Source organism: Corynebacterium lizhenjunii, from assembly GCF_011038655.2.
GTDB classification, from domain to species: Bacteria; Actinomycetota; Actinomycetes; order Mycobacteriales; family Mycobacteriaceae; genus Corynebacterium; species Corynebacterium lizhenjunii.
This window is the reverse complement of sequence record NZ_CP064954.1, coordinates 845,279-864,321: the sequence shown is the minus strand read 5'-3', so window position 1 is coordinate 864,321 and position 19,043 is coordinate 845,279. Positions and strand designations below refer to the sequence as shown.

18 protein-coding genes and 1 tRNA gene are annotated in these 19,043 nt (G+C 60.4%); 7 read left to right on the top strand and 12 right to left on the bottom strand.

From position 1 onward, the window contains the following. Positions 1-885 carry a mycothiol conjugate amidase Mca gene (gene mca / locus G7Y31_RS04050; protein ID WP_165007718.1) on the bottom strand — a complete coding sequence of 295 codons (885 nt, stop codon included), beginning with the start codon at positions 883-885 and terminating at the stop codon, positions 1-3. Positions 886-1,057: 172 nt separating this feature from the next. Here mca and G7Y31_RS04045 point away from each other — a divergent pair, with 172 nt between their 5' ends. The 3 genes from G7Y31_RS04045 to G7Y31_RS04035 all read left to right on the top strand — a co-directional run bounded on the left by G7Y31_RS04045 (position 1,058) and on the right by G7Y31_RS04035 (position 2,433). Further along, complete coding sequence (locus G7Y31_RS04045) at positions 1,058-1,537, top strand: DUF4307 domain-containing protein (protein WP_165007721.1); 480 nt, start codon at positions 1,058-1,060, stop codon at positions 1,535-1,537. A 113-nt stretch (positions 1,538-1,650) separates the two neighbouring features. Beyond that, on the top strand, positions 1,651-2,172 hold the full coding sequence (gene greA, locus G7Y31_RS04040; RefSeq protein ID WP_165007724.1) for a transcription elongation factor GreA: 522 nt from the start codon (positions 1,651-1,653) through the stop codon (positions 2,170-2,172). A 66-nt stretch (positions 2,173-2,238) separates the two neighbouring features. After that, positions 2,239-2,433 (top strand): hypothetical protein, encoded by a 195-nt coding sequence (locus G7Y31_RS04035; protein WP_165007727.1) that lies wholly within the window; start codon positions 2,239-2,241, stop codon positions 2,431-2,433. A gap of 551 nt (positions 2,434-2,984) precedes the next feature. Here G7Y31_RS04035 and G7Y31_RS04030 read toward each other — a convergent pair. After that, positions 2,985-3,773, bottom strand: coding sequence for a Bax inhibitor-1/YccA family protein (locus G7Y31_RS04030; RefSeq protein ID WP_165007731.1), 789 nt, complete (start codon positions 3,771-3,773; stop codon positions 2,985-2,987). Positions 3,774-4,108: 335 nt separating this feature from the next. On the opposite strand from G7Y31_RS04030, the gene G7Y31_RS04025 reads away from it, so the two are divergent. Continuing rightward, the gene (locus tag G7Y31_RS04025) at positions 4,109-4,264 is read left to right on the top strand and encodes a hypothetical protein (protein ID WP_165007733.1); all 156 of its coding nucleotides are present in this window, start codon (positions 4,109-4,111) and stop codon (positions 4,262-4,264) included. A gap of 2 nt (positions 4,265-4,266) precedes the next feature. Beyond that, on the top strand, positions 4,267-4,509 hold the full coding sequence (locus G7Y31_RS04020; RefSeq protein WP_165007735.1) for a hypothetical protein: 243 nt from the start codon (positions 4,267-4,269) through the stop codon (positions 4,507-4,509). Between the two features lie 485 nt (positions 4,510-4,994). On the opposite strand, the gene G7Y31_RS04015 is transcribed toward G7Y31_RS04020, so the two are convergent. The 7 genes from G7Y31_RS04015 to G7Y31_RS03985 all read right to left on the bottom strand — a co-directional run bounded on the left by G7Y31_RS04015 (position 4,995) and on the right by G7Y31_RS03985 (position 10,001). Next, positions 4,995-5,071: transfer RNA gene (locus G7Y31_RS04015), tRNA-Leu, on the bottom strand. Positions 5,072-5,120: 49 nt separating this feature from the next. Continuing rightward, positions 5,121-6,071 (bottom strand): Ppx/GppA phosphatase family protein, encoded by a 951-nt coding sequence (locus tag G7Y31_RS04010; protein ID WP_165007737.1) that lies wholly within the window; start codon positions 6,069-6,071, stop codon positions 5,121-5,123. A gap of 17 nt (positions 6,072-6,088) precedes the next feature. Continuing rightward, positions 6,089-6,649, bottom strand: coding sequence for a DUF501 domain-containing protein (locus G7Y31_RS04005; protein ID WP_165007739.1), 561 nt, complete (start codon positions 6,647-6,649; stop codon positions 6,089-6,091). Between the two features lie 4 nt (positions 6,650-6,653). Further along, entirely contained in the window at positions 6,654-7,139 is a 486-nt protein-coding gene (locus tag G7Y31_RS04000; protein ID WP_196823615.1) for a septum formation initiator family protein, read from the bottom strand. Positions 7,140-7,163: 24 nt separating this feature from the next. Then, complete coding sequence (gene eno / locus G7Y31_RS03995) at positions 7,164-8,441, bottom strand: phosphopyruvate hydratase (protein WP_165007742.1); 1,278 nt, start codon at positions 8,439-8,441, stop codon at positions 7,164-7,166. Positions 8,442-8,663: 222 nt separating this feature from the next. After that, the gene (locus tag G7Y31_RS03990; protein ID WP_165007743.1) at positions 8,664-9,386 is read right to left on the bottom strand and encodes a lysozyme family protein; all 723 of its coding nucleotides are present in this window, start codon (positions 9,384-9,386) and stop codon (positions 8,664-8,666) included. Positions 9,387-9,389: 3 nt separating this feature from the next. Beyond that, positions 9,390-10,001 carry a MazG nucleotide pyrophosphohydrolase domain-containing protein gene (locus tag G7Y31_RS03985; RefSeq protein WP_165007744.1) on the bottom strand — a complete coding sequence of 204 codons (612 nt, stop codon included), beginning with the start codon at positions 9,999-10,001 and terminating at the stop codon, positions 9,390-9,392. A gap of 68 nt (positions 10,002-10,069) precedes the next feature. On the opposite strand from G7Y31_RS03985, the gene G7Y31_RS03980 reads away from it, so the two are divergent. Continuing rightward, positions 10,070-11,527 carry an amino acid permease gene (locus tag G7Y31_RS03980; protein ID WP_425321653.1) on the top strand — a complete coding sequence of 486 codons (1,458 nt, stop codon included), beginning with the start codon at positions 10,070-10,072 and terminating at the stop codon, positions 11,525-11,527. Between the two features lie 68 nt (positions 11,528-11,595). On the opposite strand, the gene mfd is transcribed toward G7Y31_RS03980, so the two are convergent. The 3 genes from mfd to G7Y31_RS03965 form a co-directional block, all read right to left on the bottom strand. Further along, the gene (gene mfd, locus G7Y31_RS03975; protein ID WP_196823614.1) at positions 11,596-15,237 is read right to left on the bottom strand and encodes a transcription-repair coupling factor; all 3,642 of its coding nucleotides are present in this window, start codon (positions 15,235-15,237) and stop codon (positions 11,596-11,598) included. Further along, a complete protein-coding gene (locus G7Y31_RS03970; protein WP_165007746.1) occupies positions 15,238-15,846 on the bottom strand; it encodes a TetR/AcrR family transcriptional regulator in 609 nt (202 codons plus the stop codon). It abuts the gene before it with no gap. Between the two features lie 163 nt (positions 15,847-16,009). After that, positions 16,010-17,668 carry a multicopper oxidase family protein gene (locus G7Y31_RS03965; protein ID WP_425321651.1) on the bottom strand — a complete coding sequence of 553 codons (1,659 nt, stop codon included), beginning with the start codon at positions 17,666-17,668 and terminating at the stop codon, positions 16,010-16,012. Between the two features lie 48 nt (positions 17,669-17,716). Here G7Y31_RS03965 and G7Y31_RS03960 point away from each other — a divergent pair, with 48 nt between their 5' ends. Beyond that, entirely contained in the window at positions 17,717-18,994 is a 1,278-nt protein-coding gene (locus G7Y31_RS03960; RefSeq protein WP_165007749.1) for an MFS transporter, read from the top strand. Positions 18,995-19,043: the final 49 nt, after the last annotated feature.

The following is a 19,043-nucleotide window of genomic DNA, read 5'->3' as shown; positions in this document are numbered from 1 at the left end:
CTAAGCTTGCTCTATTTCGGCAATACCCGCAAATAGATCAGACTCGGGCAAATCTGCCGCCACCCTGGTGCGCGCCAACTCAAATTCCTCCGTGGGCCACAAGCGCTGCTGCACCTCCACAGAGGTCGCGAGGAATGCTCCCGCCGGGTCAATCTGGGTAGCATGCGCGCGCAAAGCGTCCTCGCGCTGCTGGAAGTAATCCGCACACTCGACCTGGGTGGTCACCCGCGCCATAATATCCCCAAATGCAGTGTCCCAACGCGCCATCATGGCTGCGTACGGGCTGGTCCTGCCCTCTTCCACCAAAGCGTCATGGAAAAGCTTCATGCGCTGGTAGACAAAGCCATGGGAGTAATACAGCTTCAGCGGCTCCCAGGCCTGGCCCAGTTCCGGGTGATAGTTCGCGTCGCCGGCCTTCTCCCAGGCGATCATTGAAGCCCGATGTACCATCAGGTGATCCGGGTGCGGGTAGCCGCCATTTTCGTCGTAGGTCACGATAACGTGTGGCCGAAAGTTGCGGATAACCTGCACCATCTCCTGCGCGACCTCATCGTCGTCTTTGCGTGCAAAGCAGCCCCCTGGTAGCAAAGACTCCATATCCTCATTGCCCGGGTCGCCGCCCGGCAGGCCTGAATCGACATGGCCCATCCACTGGTGTTGCACACCTAATGCAGCCGCAGCCTTCGCCATCTCCTCTCGCCGAACCGCGCCGATATTTTCCGCTACCCCCGGAAGCTGCATGGCCGGGTTTATCACGTCCCCACGTTCCCCACCAGTGCAGGTCAACACTAAGACGTCGTGGCCCTCAGCTACGTACTTCGCCGTGGTGGCCGCGCCCTTGGAGGACTCATCGTCCGGGTGCGCGTGGATAGCAAGCAAACGCATAAAAAATCTTTCTTTGTTAACGAGCATAATGTTGGTGGGCCTGAAGTTGGCAGGCCTCACACAGACATAAAACTGCCAAAAGCCACCATCTATTTCCAGCAGCCACTTTACAGTTGAACGATTAGCGGCCACCGTAGGGCCCACGAAAGTTCACGGTCTACAATAGGGCTCCATGAGCACCTCCCGCCCCAGCACCGCCCGCTATCAGCAGCGGACCTCCCACGAAGGACGCCAAGACTCGTTTAATATCAGCGGTAAAGCCCTGGCGTTGGTGTTCCTGGCCACCATCGTGGCATTCATCTTCTACGGGTTCCAGTATTTCCAAGCCCGGGAGAAGGTCAATGCGGAAATCTCCCTGGTCACCCAAGAGGTTCTTAGCGATGATGTCACTCGCGTGTGGGTAGATGTCACCCGCGCCCGCCCGGACGAGGCCGCGTATTGCATTGTCCAAGCCTATGACTATGCCAAGGCTGAGGTGGGCCGCCGTGAAATCGCCCTGGCAGCTGATGGCCAGCAAGCGCTGCGTATTCCTGTCGATGTCCCCACTAACGCCCGCGCAGTCGCTGGCGGCGTTTACGGGTGCTCCAGCACCATTCCGGTGTATTTGGACACAGACAATCCCATCTACGGCGAAGACGCCGCCCAAAACTGAGCCCGGCCTGCGAGCTGTGCTACACTTCGGTGCGCATAAAGCAGGCTCATAGCCTCACTCCGGCCCAGTGCCGCCAACAATAAAGACGTTAAGATCCATCGGAAGGTTGCCCAATGGCTGAGCAGCAGAAGCAGTACATCACCCCCGAGACCAAGGCCAAGTTGGAGGCCGAACTCCAGGCGCTGATCGATCACCGCCCAGTCGTTGCCGCCGAGATTAACGAGCGCCGCGAAGAAGGCGACCTCAAAGAAAACGCTGGTTATGACGCCGCCCGTGAGATGCAGGATCAGGAAGAAGCCCGCATTAAGCAGATTTCTGAGGTCCTCGCAAACTCCACCACTGAGCGTGAGGGTATCCAGGAGGGTGTGGCCACCGTCGGCACCGTGGTGCACGTCTACTACAACGGCGATAAAGAGGATAAGGAGACCTTCCTCATCGGCACGCGCGCTGCCGCCTCCGACAACGCTGATCTGGAGACCTACTCTGAGCAGTCCCCTCTGGGCGCAGCCATCCTGGGCGCCGCGGAGGGCGAGACCCGCGAATACACCGCACCCAACGGCAATACCATCTCCGTCACCATCGTCAGCGCTGCTCCTTACGACTCTGCTAAGGCCGCCACTCCCCGCCAGGCTTAGGCCTTCGGGGTAATATATTCTTTTGCGTGCGCCGCACGTTTTGAGCACCATCAGAAGGAACCGTCCATGAAGAAGCTTTCTCGCACTCTCACCGCAGGCCTTGGTATTGCCGCCGCTTTGACCTTGAGCGCTTGCCACCCGCCGCACCAGCAGGACTCCGACCTCAAGGTTGACACCGCAGGCACCTTCAGCGCCATCACCCCAACCTCTGCAGCTCCGTCTGCCGATGCCGCTGAGCCCACCACCGTCACTTCCGAGTAGGTCCTCTAAGGTCCGGTTCTGTTCCCTCACCCCCAAAGGGAGCAGAACCGGGGTTTCTGGGTGTGCACCACCCCACCCTTTAGTGCAACCAGTTATTTAATTGAACCTAGGACACCGGGGCGCGTTATCTACGGGAGCAGTCAACGCAACCCTGGTGTTCCAGGCCGCCACCGGAGTCCGGTGGACTTCGTTCCCCCCGTACGGCATATTGTGCCAGACGCTGCGCTTTCTCCGCAGTCTTATAAATAAAAACTTTTCAGTCCATCCTTCACCAGCACAACTATCCCCTCCAAAGGGGGACCTTATCGTTGCAGCTAGAAGCGGCCGCATTTCGAACAGATGGCACAAAAGGACCGACGGTACAATTAACCCCGTCCCCTCCCCCGAATCCGAACCATGTAATTCTCTCTTCCCACGAGTTTAGGGACGCCCCATAATCACTTCGAAGGGCTTTCCACCCCCGAGTGCGCAATGTTCGCGGACCATCAATAGGCGCAGAAACACAAACAGACCCGCCGAAGCGGGTCCGTAGATTCTTAAGCAGCCGGGAGCTAGCGGTTCTGGAAGTAGCTCAGCAGTCGCAGAATCTCGGTGTAGAGCCAGACCAGAGTCACGGCCAGGCCAAGGGCAACACCCCAGGCATGCCCAGCGGGAGCGCCAGTGCGAATGAGGTGGTCGGCCTGGTCAAAGTCAGCCAGGAAGGACAGCGCACCCAACACGATGCAGACCAGGGAGAAGACAATGGCCAGCGCACCACCGTCGCGCAGCGGGCTCATACCAGTGAAGATGGCCAGCAGGAAGTTGCCCAGGGCCAAAACCAGCACGCCAATCATGGCTGCGGTAAGAATCTTGGTGAACTTCGGGGTTACACGAACAGCACCAGTCTTGTAGACAAACAGCATGCCCAAGAACACGCCGATGGTGCCCAGCACCGCCTGGCCAATCATAGAGGCCGCAGAAGCACCGCTAACTGTCACGTTGGTGAACATGAAGGAGAAGCCACCTACGAAGAGGCCTTCAAACGCGGCGTAGATGAGCGTGACAGTTGCCGAACCCCACTTCTTACCGAAGCTGGCAACCAGCACGGTAATCAAGCCGCCCAGGGCACCTACCAGGGTCAGCATCATGGCCAAGCCTGGATTGACAGCGGTTGCGATGAAGAAGTTGACGACAGCACCCAGGACAATAACGCCCAGGGTAATTCCCGTCTTGGTCACCACGTCATCGACCGTAATCGGTCGCTCAGTCGAGTCAAGCCCCATGCCGGCCGTATTGACCGCGTATGGGTTGGTGGACTCGGAGTTCGTCAGTGAGTTCATAACCGGATTGCTTGAGCGCACGGCGTACTCATCCTTTCAGTCTGCACAAAGGCAGGTTTGCCAAGATTTTCAAGGTTCACGTGGTTTAACGCACCACCGCACCAAAAAGTTCCCGAACAATCCGGGACTTGTGTAGACATTCTGGGAATTGGGCTACTCATTTGCAGATTAGCGGTCTTCTATTCGCTGGATGTACTCCGGTAAAGCCTTGGCCAGCCTTAAACATGACGCGATGTTGCACTATAGTGGTTATTAATCGGGCAAGAGGCGCACAAGTCAACCCCGGGGCGCTGGCTAGACAAATTAGCCAGCCCCTCGGGGCTTGCCCTCCACACTACCGCAAAGGAACAAACACCATGAACACCACCGGCCGCACCATCAGCGCCATCGCCGGCCTCGTCGTTGCAGCACTCTGCGCAGCGTCACCGCAACCATTGTGGCCACTTGCCGCCGCCATCGCCATCCTCGCCAGCTACAACCTCTACACAGCCCAAATCCGGGACAAGGAATAACCATGCGCCCGATCATCATTGATGCCGATACCGGCCGGGAACTATGGCTTGGAGAAGACTGCGCAGCACACATCGGAGTCACTAACTCCACATGGCGCGGCTACTCCTCCCACGGGCGCACCCCCGCCCCGGTAGCAACAATCCTCGGCAAAACCCACCTCTATGATGCCGAGGAAGTCAAAGCCTGGCACGCGGCCCGCCCCGGCAGCCCGGTTAGGAACGCACCCCGCGCAAAGCGACGCTAAACCCACCTCCCCTACGGGGCAGGCACTCCACGCCACAGCAATAGCCCAAAGGAATACCACCGTGAACCATCCAATGACCTACGCATTCGCTGGCATGTTCGCCGCTTTCATCCTCGTCTCAACCGTTATACCCAACTGGGTAATCATCTTCCCCCTAACCCTTGCCATTTCAGAGATAGCCCTGGCAAACAGAAAACAAAGGCAGTAGTGCTGAAGGCACAAACCCACTATGCCCCACCGGGGACCGGTATGCCCCAAGTCGAACAAATTACGATCCGGCTCGACCGGGCCCCAACCCTACACACAGCAAAGGAAGCACCAATGTTCAGAGTCATTTACTTGGCAGCATTCGCCTTGGTCTTTATAGCCCTCGCCCTCGAAAGCATCTCAATCATCCGCAACTACCTAAAGTAACAAGGACGCGCCCCACCGATTCCCGCGTAATTTGTGCTCACCGGCTTCCGGCGGCGTTTTAGCGGAATTAGTGGTGCCCCCACTGGGACTCGAACCCAGACTGAATTGATTTTAAGTCAACTGCCTCTGCCGATTGGGCTATGGGGGCAACGCTCCCAATCTTAAAACACAAGAGGCTGGGAGGAAAATTACGGCAGCTACGAGGCCAGACCAGCGATGATGCCGTCGAGGATGTCCTTTTCGCTGATCACGAAGGAATCCGCTGTGGTTTCTTGCTCCATGGTCTCAATGATCCCCTGCACCACTGCGCAGCCGCCGCCAATAACGTCCGCGCGGCCGGGGTGGATAACGGGATTGAGGCTGCGATGCTCGGAGGACTCGCGCATTAGCTGGCCTGCGAGCACCCGCAGGGCATCAAAACGCAGCACAGAGCCATGGATGGCATCCGGGTCGTACTTCTCTAGACCTTGCGCCAAGGCTGAGAGGGTGGTGAAGGTCCCGGCGCAGCCGACAATGGTGCGTGCCTTGCCAAGGGGCACTGCCCGCGCAACTTCCTCCATGCGCTCGGCCACGAAGTCGTGGGCAATCTCGATCTCTGTTTCTGTGGCTGGGTTTCCCCGCATGATGCGCTCCGTAATCCGCACACAGCCCATCTGTGCGGAGTGCGCGCCAAGCAACGTGCCATCAGGCTCGCCCACCACAAATTCGGTAGACCCGCCGCCCAAATCAATGACACAAAAAGGCCCCTTGGCCGGATCCAAATCGCTGACTGCCCCCACGAAGGACAAGCTGGCTTCTTCTTCACCAGAGATAACCTCCGCAACCGCCCCAGGCTGAACCTCACCCAGGAGTTGACGAGTCATCTCAAAGAACTCCTCGCGGTTGGAGGCATCCCGGGTAGCAGAAGTAGCCACCATGCGCACCCGGGAGACCTGTTCAAACTTCATCTGCTTGACATAGCCCTCCAACGCGGCGCGGGTACGCTCCAGCGCGGCCTGACTAAAAGCACCGGTGGCGTCCACGCCCTCCCCCAGGCGCACGATTTCCATGGTGCGCACAATATCGCGGACTTTACCGGCGGAATCTACCTCAGAAATCAGCAAACGAATGGAGTTGGTTCCGCAATCCACCGCGGCAACACGAGTCATAAGGTTTCCTTCCAGACCTAGAAGCTAAACTGCGCCATGTCGATACCCAGTTCCTCCACGCTGGGCCAATCCTGCGGGATGGCGCTACCGCGCAAGTTGCCGTGCTCAGCGGCCAGAGCCACCGCCTCGGTGCCCAACCGGAAATGTTGCGGGCCCTCCGCCAGCGCGTAGGCAATCAACACGTGTAAGCACTTGACGCGATCCGGCATACCCCCGCCGGAGAATGTGGTGCCTAAATCCTCCATCTCATTGCGCTTGGCCAGGAAATACTCGTGCGCGCGGAGGTAATCAGCCGCCAACTCCTCATCCTGCGCCAGGCGGGACTCCATCCACTTCATCACATGCGCGACCTCTAGCCGAGAGGCCTCCGCCGTCAGCCGCGGATCCGTAAGGTAGTACAGGGTGGGAAACGGTGTGCCATCGGGAAGCTTCGGTGCGGTCTTAACCACCGCGGGCTGCCCATCCGGGGTGCGGTAGGCGATAGCCACTACCCCACGGGCGGGCCTGCCAAGTTGTTCTTTAACAATTTCCAGATCTGCTTGAAACTGAGAGTCTTCTTCTGCTCGCTGCTGCGTCATGCACTCATTGTGTCATAGACTCCGGCGCAGTAGCCACGGAGTCCCACAAGACCTCATACCACACGCGAGTATCCTGCTCCTCGCGCTTTTCCGTAGTCAGCGTATCCCCCTGAGTCATCTGCGGATCCAGGATACGGTAGGCGGTCTCACCCGGCTTTACCACGCCCAGCCGCCGCCGCGCCTCCTGCTCTATATAAGAAGAAGACTCATATTTATCTATCTCCTCTAGCAGCCGCTCCTTCTCCGCGGCCTTAGCGCTGATGGACTCTTCCAGCCGGGCAAGCTCAGCATTACCCGAATAGAAGTTGTTGAGCGGCACCGCGATAGTCACCATCACCATCACAATGGAAGCGACGATCACGGCCACCCCGGCCATGTCCAAGCGGGAGCGCTGTGCGGGCCGCGCGGGCTCTACCACCCGGTCTGCGGCACGCGAAGCCACCGGAACAGTATTCCGGTGAAACTTCCTTGCTTTACGCTCCTGTGCCATAGGGACCTATATTAGCAGGTACCCCTAGCCCTGGAACCGGGGGAAAGCACTGCGGCCGGCATACACAGCGGCATCGCCAAGCTCCTGCTCAATGCGCAGCAAGCGGTTGTACTTAGCCACGCGTTCAGAACGCGCCGGAGCACCAGTCTTAATCTGTCCGCAGTTCAGGGCAACAGCCAGGTCCGCGATGGTGGTGTCCTCAGTCTCACCCGAGCGGTGCGACATCATGGTGCGGTAGCCGTTGCGGTGCGCCAGCTCCACGGCGTCGAAGGTCTCCGTCAAGGTGCCAATCTGATTGACCTTAACCAGCAGCGCATTGGCGGCCTTCTTCTCAATGCCCTCGGCCAGGCGAGCCGGGTTGGTGACAAAGAAGTCATCGCCCACCAGCTGCACCTTATCCCCAATGGCGGCGGTCAAGGCGGTGTAGCCTTCCCAGTCATCTTCCTGCAGCGGGTCCTCAATGGAGACAATCGGGTATTCAGCAATGAGCTGCTCGTAGACCTTTGCCATCTCCTCTGCGGTGTGCTCGCCGCCCTCGAAGTGGTACTTGCCATCCTTGAAGAACTCAGAGGAGGCCACGTCCAGTGCCAGGGCAATGTCCTTACCAGGCTCGAAGCCGGCCTTCTTGATTGCCTCGACAATCAGATCCAGGGCCGCACGAGTGGACTCGGCTTCCGGGGCAAAGCCGCCCTCATCACCCAGGCCAGTGGACAGTCCCTTGGACTTAATCACGGACTTCAGGCTGTGGTAGACCTCTGCGCCCATGCGCAGGGCCTCAGCGAAGGAGTCAGCGCCAATGGGGGCGATCATAAATTCCTGTACGTCCACCCCGGAATCCGCATGCGCGCCGCCGTTGACAATGTTCATCATGGGCACCGGCAGTACGTGCGCGTTCGGCCCACCGATGTAGCGGTAGAGAGGCAACTCTGCCGATGCCGCCGCCGCCTTCGCCGTGGCAATGGAGACACCCAGGATGGCGTTAGCACCCAGGCGGGCCTTATTGTCTGTGCCGTCCAGCTCGATCAGTGCTTGGTCAATCAGGCGCTGGTCATCGGCCTCGAAGCCAGCGATGGCGTCTGCGATCTCTTCGTTGATGTTTTCTACCGCCTTGAGCACCCCCTTGCCCAGGTAGCGGTCGCCGCCGTCGCGCAGCTCGTGCGCCTCGTGAACACCCGTGGAGGCGCCGGAGGGAACCCCCGCTACGCCGTGTGCACCATCATCCAAAAAGACCTCGGCTTCCACGGTGGGGTTACCACGCGAATCCATGATCTCACGACCAAAAACGTGAATGATGTCAGCCATTGTGTGCTTGCTCCTCTAATCCGGGGTCAATTCCTCTGCCGATTCTCCCAGATTTTCTATCCCCGTGGGGCCCACAGGGGTAAAAAAGGACAACGTCACACTTGCTCTAAGTCACACCCGCGCCAGCCGCTGCGCCGCTCAGCACGCCAGTTGAGCCTTCGGCCACGGCCCCAAGCCAAACGCCAGTTGAGCCGTCGGCCAAGGCGCCAAGACAAGCGCCGGTTAGGAGACCGCCGGTTGCTCCAGCGCATAGGAATTGGCCGCGCGGGCCACCCGGCTGACGTAATCGCGGGAATGATTGTAGGAATAAATGGCCTCCAACCAGCCCTCTTCGGTGCTCATGTCCCGGCCACCGGAACATAAAAGATTGGCTGCGGCGACGGCGGCATCGGCAATGTTTTGCGGATTTCCAGCGCCGTAGCGCTCCCAGGAGGTAGGAATAAACTGCATGGGCCCCATAGCACGGTCAAATTCGGCGTCACCGTCCAGCACCCCGCCGTCGGTGTCAGCAATGCGCGCGGTGCCATTAGTACCATCGAGGGCAATGCCCACTATCGGCGGGGTGGCCACCCCAAAATCATCCAAGTGGGAAGGCTTAAACCAATTACCGCCGTAAGTACCGTGCCGGGTCTCCACCCAGCCAATGCCGGCCAGGGTATTCCACCGCAGGCCGCAGCCCGGCCACGCCTGCCGCGCATGGTCCTCGGCAGCAATATAGGCGCGCAGGGCCTTGACATCGACGTCCATGGACCCAGCCAGCTCACCGAGGGCTTCCTGGTCCACAACTGCTGCGCCCGCCGCCGGCGGGACCTGCTCAGACACCGGCTGGAGCTGTCGGGTGGGCGGCGGCACGTGGAAGAAGGACAACGCCCACGCCACCAGAGCAACAATGAGCACCACGGCCACCACCGTGTCGCAACCTAGCCGGACAAAGAAGCGGCCCATACTTTAGCGCTGCCCAGCCTTTGCGGCCTGCCACAGGCTCTCCTGTACCTCCGTGGGCACCACCGCCGTAGAGCCGTCGAAGAGATACGGCGCCCGCGCGCGCATCTTGTCTACAAAGGACTGCGCCACCGCGGCAAAGTCAAAAGCACCCCGGCGTGAGGCAATCTCAGCATGAAAGAGTACTTGGAGCAGGACATCCCCCAGTTCCTGGCACAAGGCGGCATCGTCAGCACCAAGGCGTACCGCTTGGGCGAACTCCCCGGCTTCCTCCTCCAGATACGGCAAAAGCGTGGCATGAGTCTGCGACATCTCCCACTCGCCGATGTCGCGCGCACGCTGCATGGTCTGCTGTGCCTGCCATACCGGGTCCCGGCGCGAGGGTGCCTCGATGACCTCCTCCCCCGCTGCCTGACGGCGCTGTACTTCTGCGTCGTTGGCATCAGTGCTTAGCACCGTGCCGATGCCCCGTGGGCACTGTGCGCTGATGAGGTCACCGAAGTTCCAGCGCACTGCCACCGGCACTTCCCCGGAATAACTAATTGGGTGCGCGACCCGGCTATACGCCTCCAACGGGATCAGCGTGGGCCAGCGAGGGTCAAGCAGCACTACAGTCATGGGCTCCAGTCTAAATAGTGGCCCGGCTGGTTTCCTATCCTGCCGCGTCAGCCGGTATTTTTATGCGAATGAATGAAACGCGCTCACACTCGGTTACCGTCTGGACGCTCGTCGCTCTCATCATCGGGTCTACAGTGGGTGCAGGCATCTTTTCTCTCCCGCAAAACATTGCGTCAGTGGCGGGGCCGGGGGCCATGCTCATCGGCTGGGCCATTGCCGGGGTAGGCATGCTGTCAGTGGCCTTTGTGTTCCACATTTTGGCCCACCGCAAACCCCACCTGGACTCCGGGGTGTATTCCTATGTGCGCGCGGGCTTGGGCGACTTCATCGGCTTTACGGCAGGGTGGGGTTATTGGCTGGGCTCCGTGATGGCCCAGGTGGGATACGCCACGCTCTTCTTTAACACCGTCGGGCACTATGTGCCGGTTTTCGAGCACCGCTGGCTGTCCGCACTAGCGGTTTCTGCGTTGTCCTGGACCATTTTTGCGGTATTGGCCCGCGGGATTAAACAGGCAGCGATAATGAACATGGTGACTTCTGTAGCCAAGATAGTCCCGATTCTGGCCTTTATAGTTCTGGTGGCCTTCCTGGGCTTTAGTTGGGATACCTTCACCCTGGACTTTTGGGGGCGCACGGTAGAGGCCAGCCTGTTTGAGCAGGTCCAGGGCATCATGCTGTTTACCGTGTGGGTCTTTATCGGTGTCGAGGGTGCCTCCGTCTATTCCAAGCAGGCGCGCACCCGCAGCGATGTTGGCCGCGCCACGGTTATTGGGTTTATTAGCGTGCTGGCCTTGTTGGTGTCAGTCTCCACGCTGTCTTTCGGTGTGCTCAGCCAGGAGCAACTGGCCGCGCTGCCGGATAATTCCATGGCTTCGGTGCTCACGGAAGTAGTGGGCCCCTGGGGCGGGGCGTTAATCTCCTTGGGCCTGTGCCTATCTGTACTGGGTGCCTACGTGTCCTGGCAGATGTTGTGCGCGGAGCCAATTGTGCTCATGGCCGTCGATGGCTTGCTGCCGCGGCGCATCGGCACCATCAATGTCGCCGGTGCTCCCTGGGTGGCGCAGCTGATTTCCACGGTAGCTATCCAAATCTTCGTGCTGGTCTTCTTTATCAATGAGACCTCTTATAACGCCATGGTGCAGCTAGCCACCATCATGTACCTGCTGCCCTACATTTTCTCCGCGCTCTACCTGCTGCTTTTAGCCGCCCGCGGCAAGGGGCTGTCCCGGGCGGAGGCCCGCTTTGATATAAGTGGACCAGAAATTTCGGCGCGCGATAACCGCCGCCATCTGTTCATCGCTGCGGCCGCTTTTGTCTACTCACTGTGGCTTATCTACGCCGCGGACCCCGTCTATGTGCTCTTGGGGGCCTTGGCCATTATCCCCGGCATGGTGCCCTATGTGGCCACTCGTCTCTCTAAGAAGGAGCGGGTATTCAACGCCTTCGAATGGTGCGTAGTGGCCCTGGTCTTTGCCGGCGCCATTGCTGCGGTGTGGGGTATTGCCACCGGCGAGCTAGCGCTCTAGAAAGCGTGGGCTTTCTAGAGCTACTGTTTTCTAGAGCCACTGCTTGCTAGAGCCACTGCTTTCTAGAGCTACTCGCTGACAGAAAACACCTTCCGCGGGCGGGCAGCTTCTACGCTGCCCACGGTCACGCGGTCCAGGTCAAACATGTCGCTTAGAAAGTCCGCCACCCATTGCAGCAGAGCCTCATCACGCAGTTGCGGGGCATTAATGCCGCGCCCCGCCTTGGGGAAAGGCAGCTGGATAGCCTGCGCGGCCGCCCGGTAGGTGGCTCCGGAATACAGCCGCTTGAGACGCACCTGCTTAGAGTCTGCCAGCTCCACGGGGTGAATCTTTATCCGCGAGCCCTGCACCGTGATGTCAGAGACTCCCGCACGCCGCGCTTGGTGGCGCAACCGAGCCACCGCCAATAGGCGCTCGACAGGTTCTGACACCGGACCATAGCGGTCCGTCATCTCCTCTACGATCGCTTGCAGGTCAGCGTCCTCTTTGGAGGCGGCCAGCTGCCGATAGACCTCCAGGCGCAGGCGCTCCGCGTTGATGTATTCCTCCGGAATGTGGGCATCGACCGGAAGGTCTATGCGGATCTCCTTCGGGGAATTATCCGTGGCCTTAGGGATTTCCCCCTTGGCCATGGCTTTGAAGGTCTCCACGGCTTCGCCCACCAGGCGGACATAAAGGTCAAAGCCCACGCCGGCGATGTGGCCCGATTGCTGGGCGCCCAACACATTGCCCGCACCGCGCATCTCCAAATCCTTCATAGCCACCGCCATGCCCGCACCCAGATCATTATTCTGGGCAATGGTGGCCAAGCGGTCATAAGAAGTCTCCGTCAAGGTCGCACCCTTAGGGTAGAGGAAGTAGGCATAGCCACGCTCCCGGGAGCGCCCCACGCGCCCGCGTAGCTGATGCAACTGCGACAAGCCCATGTGGTGGGCGTTCTCCACAATCAGAGTATTAGCGTTAGCAATATCCAGCCCGGTTTCGACGATGGTGGTGCACACCAGCACGTCATACTCCCGGTCCCAGAAGCCCTGGACAGTCTTTTCTAGCACGTCCTCATGCATCTGCCCATGTGCGACCACAATGCGTGCCTCCGGCACCAGTTCCCGCAACTCCCGGGCCTTCTTTTCAATATCGGCGACCTTGTTGTGGATGAAGAACACCTGGCCATCGCGCAGCAGCTCCCGGCGAATAGATGCCGCTACCTGCTTGTCCTCATAGGCCCCAACATAAGTCAGCACCGGGTGGCGGTCTTCTGGCGGGGTCAGGATGGTAGACATCTCCCGGATCCCGGCCATGGACATCTCCAGGGTGCGCGGGATGGGGGTCGCTGACATGGTTAGCACATCCACAGAGGCCTTGAGCGCCTTGATGTGCTCTTTGTGCTCCACACCAAAGCGCTGTTCCTCGTCGACTACCACCAGGCCCAGGTTCTTCCACCGCACGCCCGTTTGCAGCAGCCGGTGGGTCCCGATCACCACATCTACTTCCCCACTGGCCAAGCCCGCGATAATCTCCTTGGCCTCCTTGGCCGTGCTAAAGCGCGAGAGCACCTGGATATTGACCGGAAAGCCCTGCATACGCTCGCGGAAGGTATCCGCGTGTTGTTGTGCCAACAGCGTAGTGGGCACCAGCACGGCCACCTGCGTGCCGTCCTGCACGGCCTTGAAAGCCGCACGCACGGCCACTTCCGTCTTGCCGTAGCCCACATCGCCCACCACCACCCGGTCCATGGGCACGCTGGATTCCATGTCCTCTTTTACCGCGTCGATGGCCAGCATCTGATCCTCGGTCTCTACATAGGGGAAGTTATCTTCCATCTCCGCTTGCCAGGGGGTATCCGGGCTAAATGCATGCCCGGGTGCAGACTGGCGCTTGGCGTAGAGTTCCACGAGTTCACCGGCGATTTCACGCACCGCCGCCCGCGCCTTCTTCTTGGTGTTCTTCCAGTCACTGCCGCCCATCTTGGACACCCGGGGCGCTTCCCCACCGGTGTACTTGGACAGCAGATCCAAAGAATCCATGGGCACCCACAGCTGGTCGCCTGGCTGCCCTCGCTTCGACGGCGCATACTCCAGCACAATGTATTCGCGCCGGGAGGTTTCCTCTCCTGCTTGGATGGTGCGCTCGGCCATCTTCAAAAACTTGCCGATGCCGTGGGTCTCATGCACCACAAAATCCCCAGCCTTCAGCGCCAAGGGGTCCACCCGGTTGCGCCGCTTAGCCGGACGCCGCTTAGCACCGGTAATATCGCCCACCCGATTGCCGGTTAAGTCAGTCTCCGTTATCACCACCAACGGCAGCGCGGCGGCGTCTTTGAGTTTACGCACCTTGGGGAAAACCAACCCCGCGTGGGAAAAGGCGTGGTAGAGGGTGACCTCGCCCGGGGTGGGCTCCCAGCCGGGAGTGGCCACTTTAGTGGGAATGCCTTGCTCGCGGAAGCGCTCCACCATCCGCTTGATCGCCCCCTGGGCGGGTGCGATGAAGGCTGCGCGACCGCCATCGCGAGTGTGCGCCAACAGCTGAGCCATCATGGATTCAATCTCTTTAAGATCACCACGTGGGGTGGGCCCGTGCTCAAACTCCAGCGGCAACACGAGGTCTTCTTGGGCCAGCGCCATCCCCGGCGGGGAAAAGTTCCACCACGCATAGCCGTGCTGAGCACACGTAGCGCGCAGGGACTCAAAAGAACGATAACTCGCAGCCGCGGTATCGAGCCCCTGGCCAGCTAGCGGACCATCAGCGCCCATCGCCGCAGCCTCCCACCCGGCGGCCAAAAACTCCGCATCCGTAGACTCCAAATCCGCAATACGGGTGCGAATCTTTTCTGGCGCCACCAGCACCACGTGGGTATCCTGCGGCATAAATTCCACCAGGGGGATTAAGGGGGCATCGGCAAGCACGGGCAACAGAGCCTCCATGCCATCGGCCGGAATCTGCTCGGAAACCTTGGTCAAAAGCTCCTGCAACGCGGCATTGCCAGTGTGTGCAGCGGCCAACTGACCAGCCCGAGCGGCCACCTGCGGAGTAATCGGCAACTCCCGGGCAGGGAAAATATCCACCGCACCCAGCTCAATCTCGGTGATAGTGCGCTGGTCCGCCACCGAGAACTGGCGAATATCACTAATCTCATCCCCCCAAAACTCCACGCGCACCGGGTAGTCCAAGGTGGTGGGAAAAATATCAATAATCCCGCCGCGATTAGCGTATTCGCCACGCTTGGCCACCATATCCACATGACGGTAGGCCTTAAACTCCAGCTGGGCAATCACCTGCTCCAGCTCAATCTCCTGGTCCTGGGCCAGCGACAGCGGCGCGCGGCCCTCCACCTGGGACAAAATGGGCTGGGCAAAGCCGCGAGCCGCGGTGACCACCACCCGCGGGAGCTGCTCCAACACCCGGGCACGCTTGCCCACAATGTCCACCCCCGGGCTCAAACGCTCATGCGGCAAGGTCTCCCAGGACGGGAAATGAGCCACCTTATCGCCCAGCATGGCCCCCAACTCCGCGGCCAAGTCCTCTGCCTCGCGGCCCGTGGCGGTGACTACCAGCACCGGAGCGTGATGCGCCAAGGTGGCAATCGACCAAGGGCGGGCCTGGTCCAGGCCAGTCAGGTGGAGCTCAGGCTCCCCCACCCGTGCCACCAAGCCCTTGAGTTTGGGATCCGTTGCCGCTACCTTGAGCAAGCCCGCCAGCATTGGAGTGGCCATTTATGCTTGTCCTTTCAGTTTGGGTTTCGTTTCCATACCGGAAAGACCATTCCAGCACAGATTCACAATGTGCGCCGCCACCACTTCCTTCTCCGGAGTGCGCACGTCCAGCCACCACTGGGCGGTCATAGACACCGTACCCACCAGCGCCTGCGCGTAGAGCGCCGCCAAGTCCTGGTCCAGACCCCGGTGGGCAAAGGCCTCCGCCAAGATATGGCTGACCTGGTTAATCGCCGTGTTAAGCAGCGTGGAGTAACTACGCTGATTGCCGGGCTTGGAGTCGCGCACCAAAATGACAAAGCCATCGGTGTCTTGTTCCACATAGGTCAGCAGCGCCAGGGTCACCTGCTCTATGCGGCTGCGCCAGGAGCCGGACTCCAAGGCAGCGGTGACCAGCTTTTCCAAGGCCAGCATTTCGCGGTCGATCACCACCGCGTACAGGCCTTCCTTGCCGCCAAAGTGCTCGTAGACCACCGGTTTAGATACTTGGGCGCGCGCGGCAATCTCTTCCACACTCGCACCGTCAAACCCCAGCTCTGCAAATGCAGCGCGCCCAATAGAGATCAGTTGCTCACGGCGCTCCCGGCCGGTCATCCTTTGTCTAACCATGTGTCCCACACTATCGCACCCCCATTGCTTCCCCACCAGGACTCGAACCTAGAATGACGGTACCAAAAACCGTAGTGTTGCCGATTACACCATGGGGAACCGCGCGCTAACGCGCGCTGGTCCTACATTAGCGCATAGCCCCGCAGGGGCGAAAACCAGGCCCCTACTTGGTGGCGGTGGCGCTGCTCGTCGCGCCGGCAGTGGCGTTAGCAGTGGCGTTTGCAGTGGCGCTGGCATAGGGACTACGGGAGGCATCCACCACCTGGCCTGTATGCGTCGAGTGCGCCCCACTTTCTGCAAAGACCAGCGCGGCAGGCTGCACCCGCACATCGGGTTTCTCCCCGCGCTCAACCACCACGTACTGGCCCATCATGCCCTCATCCTCGTGCAAGAGCATGTGGCAGTGATACATGTACGGGATGGTGGGATCCGGGAAATACCCGAACTCCACCAGCAGCTTCGCCGTGGCTTTGGGAGGAAGATTGACAATGTCCTTCCACCCATAGGTGGGCACCTCCACGTCCGTTCCGGAATACTCCAGCACGCGGAAGCGCGCGTTATGAATGTGGAAGTTGTGGGGCCAATCAGCATTCTCATTACTCACTGTCCACACTTCCGGCTCCTTACGGTCGATGACCTGGTCCACCCGCGCCATGTCCATCTGCTCGCCGTTAATCATGAAGGTGTTGAGCACAAAGTTGCGCTCCACCAGCCCACTAGTGCCGGGGACCTTGGCCGCAGCAGGGTCCAGAACGCCAGGAATGGGTGAGGCGGAAGCGGCATCGGCAGACTCAGGCCCCAGCAGGTGCAGAATCTCAAACTCATCCCCAAAGCCAAAGTCAGCGGAATACTCGTCTTGGGGAATGCCAAAATTGTCCTTGCGCGGCACCGAGCGCAGGGTAACATCCTCGCCCGGTTCCAGATCCACCAGGACCTCTACGCGCTCGCCCGGGCCCACCAGCACGTGCTCGGCCTCCACGGGGGCATCGAGCAAGCCGGAGTCAGTGGCAATGACCTGCAGCGGCGCCCCGTTGGACAGCGCAAAAGTATAAAAACGCATGGAGGCCCCATTGAGCAGGCGCAGGCGCAGCCGGGACGTCGTGGCCTGGAACTGCGGGTTAGTAATGCCATTGACCACCGGGGTCGTCCCCAACAGCCCCAAGGTGTTATCGGAGCCATGGTCTAGCTGACCGTCCGCGGTAAATTTGGCGTCCATGACCACCACCGGAATATCGTCCACACCGTAGTCGTGGGGCAGGTCAAGGTTCTGCGAGACGTCATCATCGATAATGAACATCCCCGCTAGACCCCGATAAGCGTGCGTGGCGGTGGCCAAGTGCGGATGCGGGTGGTACCACACGGTGGCGGCGGGTTGGATAATCTCCCAACTCGGACTCCACGTCTTACCCGGCTCAATGGGCGAATGCGGCCCGCCATCAGCAAATGCCGGCAGCTTCATCCCATGCCAGTGGACAGTGGTCATCTCAATGAGGTTATTGCTAATCTCTGCACGCACCCGCTCCCCCCGGCGCGCCCGCAGCGTAGGCCCCAAAAACGCGCCATTAAAACCCCAGGTACGCGTGGAGGTGTTGCCGGGCAGGACTTCCGAGTGCCCGTCTTGGGCGGTGAGTTTAAACACGCGCACCCCTTCGGCGTCCACCTCCCCTTCCAGCACGGGAGGAATAGGCAACGGTCGGGGCGGGCCGTCGTAGCCCTCCGGCGGGGTCTGCTGGGAGCTGGTAGAGCAAGCGCTGAGCACGGGGACGGCCACCGCACACGCCACCGCACCCCGGAAGAAAGTTCGCCGATTAAAATTCGTCACCCTGAGATTCATAATCTCAGCCTAGAACAGTGGCTTATCCTAGGGGGCATGTCGGATGCTTCTCACACCCAATCTCACAATTCGCGCCGCTTTATCATCTCCAATGGTCTACAAAGTTTAGGGGATCAATTGGTCTCCGCGAAGACGGTGCTTCCGTGGCTGTTCCACTCCGCTGGGGTGCCGGGGTTCTTTAGTGCCCTGCTGGTTCCGGTGCGCGAGGCCGGCGCAATGCTCCCTCAGGCCGCGCTGACCCCCTGGGTCACGTCCCACCGGGCGCGCAAAGGACTGTGGGTGGCTGGGTCCGTGGGCCAGGCTGTGGCTGCTGGGGTGATTGCCGCGGCCGCACTGTGGGCGGATGGGGTGGCGCTAAGCGGTATAGTCCTGGTGGCCCTGGCCGCCCTGGCGCTATGCCGTGCGGTGTGTTCCTTGGCGGGTAAGGACGTGCAGGGGCGCACCATCCCTAAGGGCTCCCGCGGGCTGATTACCGGCCGTGCCACCCAGCTTGGCGGCGCCGCCACCCTGATTGCGGGCCTGGGCCTGGCGCTGTGGAGCGACATTCCCCGCTGGGGGCTGGCCTTGCTGCTGGCCATCGGCGCCGCCACGTGGCTAGGCGCTGCGGTGTCCTTCCGCGGCATTGTGGAGCCCGAGTCTGCCCCTGAGTCTGCCCCCGAGTCTGCCGATGCCCCCTCCGCCAGCCCTGCAGGCACTGCCGGCACTGCTTCAGCCTGGTGGGTTGATACGTGGTCGCTCTACCGCAAGGACCGCAACTTCCGTACCTTTGTCAATGTCCGCAGCTTGCTCTTGGTTTCTGCGTTGTCCTCATCGTTTATTGTGCTGTTGGCGCGAGAGGCTGGGCAAGATGTGCTCAGTGGGTTAGCGGGCTTCATCTTGGCCTCAGGTCTTGCCTCCCTGGTGGGCGGGCGAGTGACCGGCATGTGGTCTGATAAGTCCTCGCGGCTGGTCATGGCCAACGGCGCTGCGGTGGCGTCACTGGTTGTGGTGGCGCTGGTGGCAGCCGCGCACTGGCTGCCAGGGACTGCGGTGGCCTGGATCATGCCCATTGGATTCTTCATGGTCAACCTGGCGCATACCGCCATCCGGGTGGCACGCAAGACCTACGTGGTGGATATGGCCGGTGGGGACAAGCGCACCCAATATGTGGGCGCGGCAAATACCATGATGGGGGTAATCCTGCTGATTGTCGGCGCGATCTCGGGCGTTTTTGCTCTGGCCGGGCCCAGTACCGCGCTGTTGTTTTTGGCCGCCATTGGTGCCCTCGGTGCGTGGAAGGCGCGCTCGATGGAGGAGGTCTCTGTCCGCGACTAGTCCCGCCCTGCCGGGGCAAAAGGGCTATGATGTCGGACATAGCTTGAAG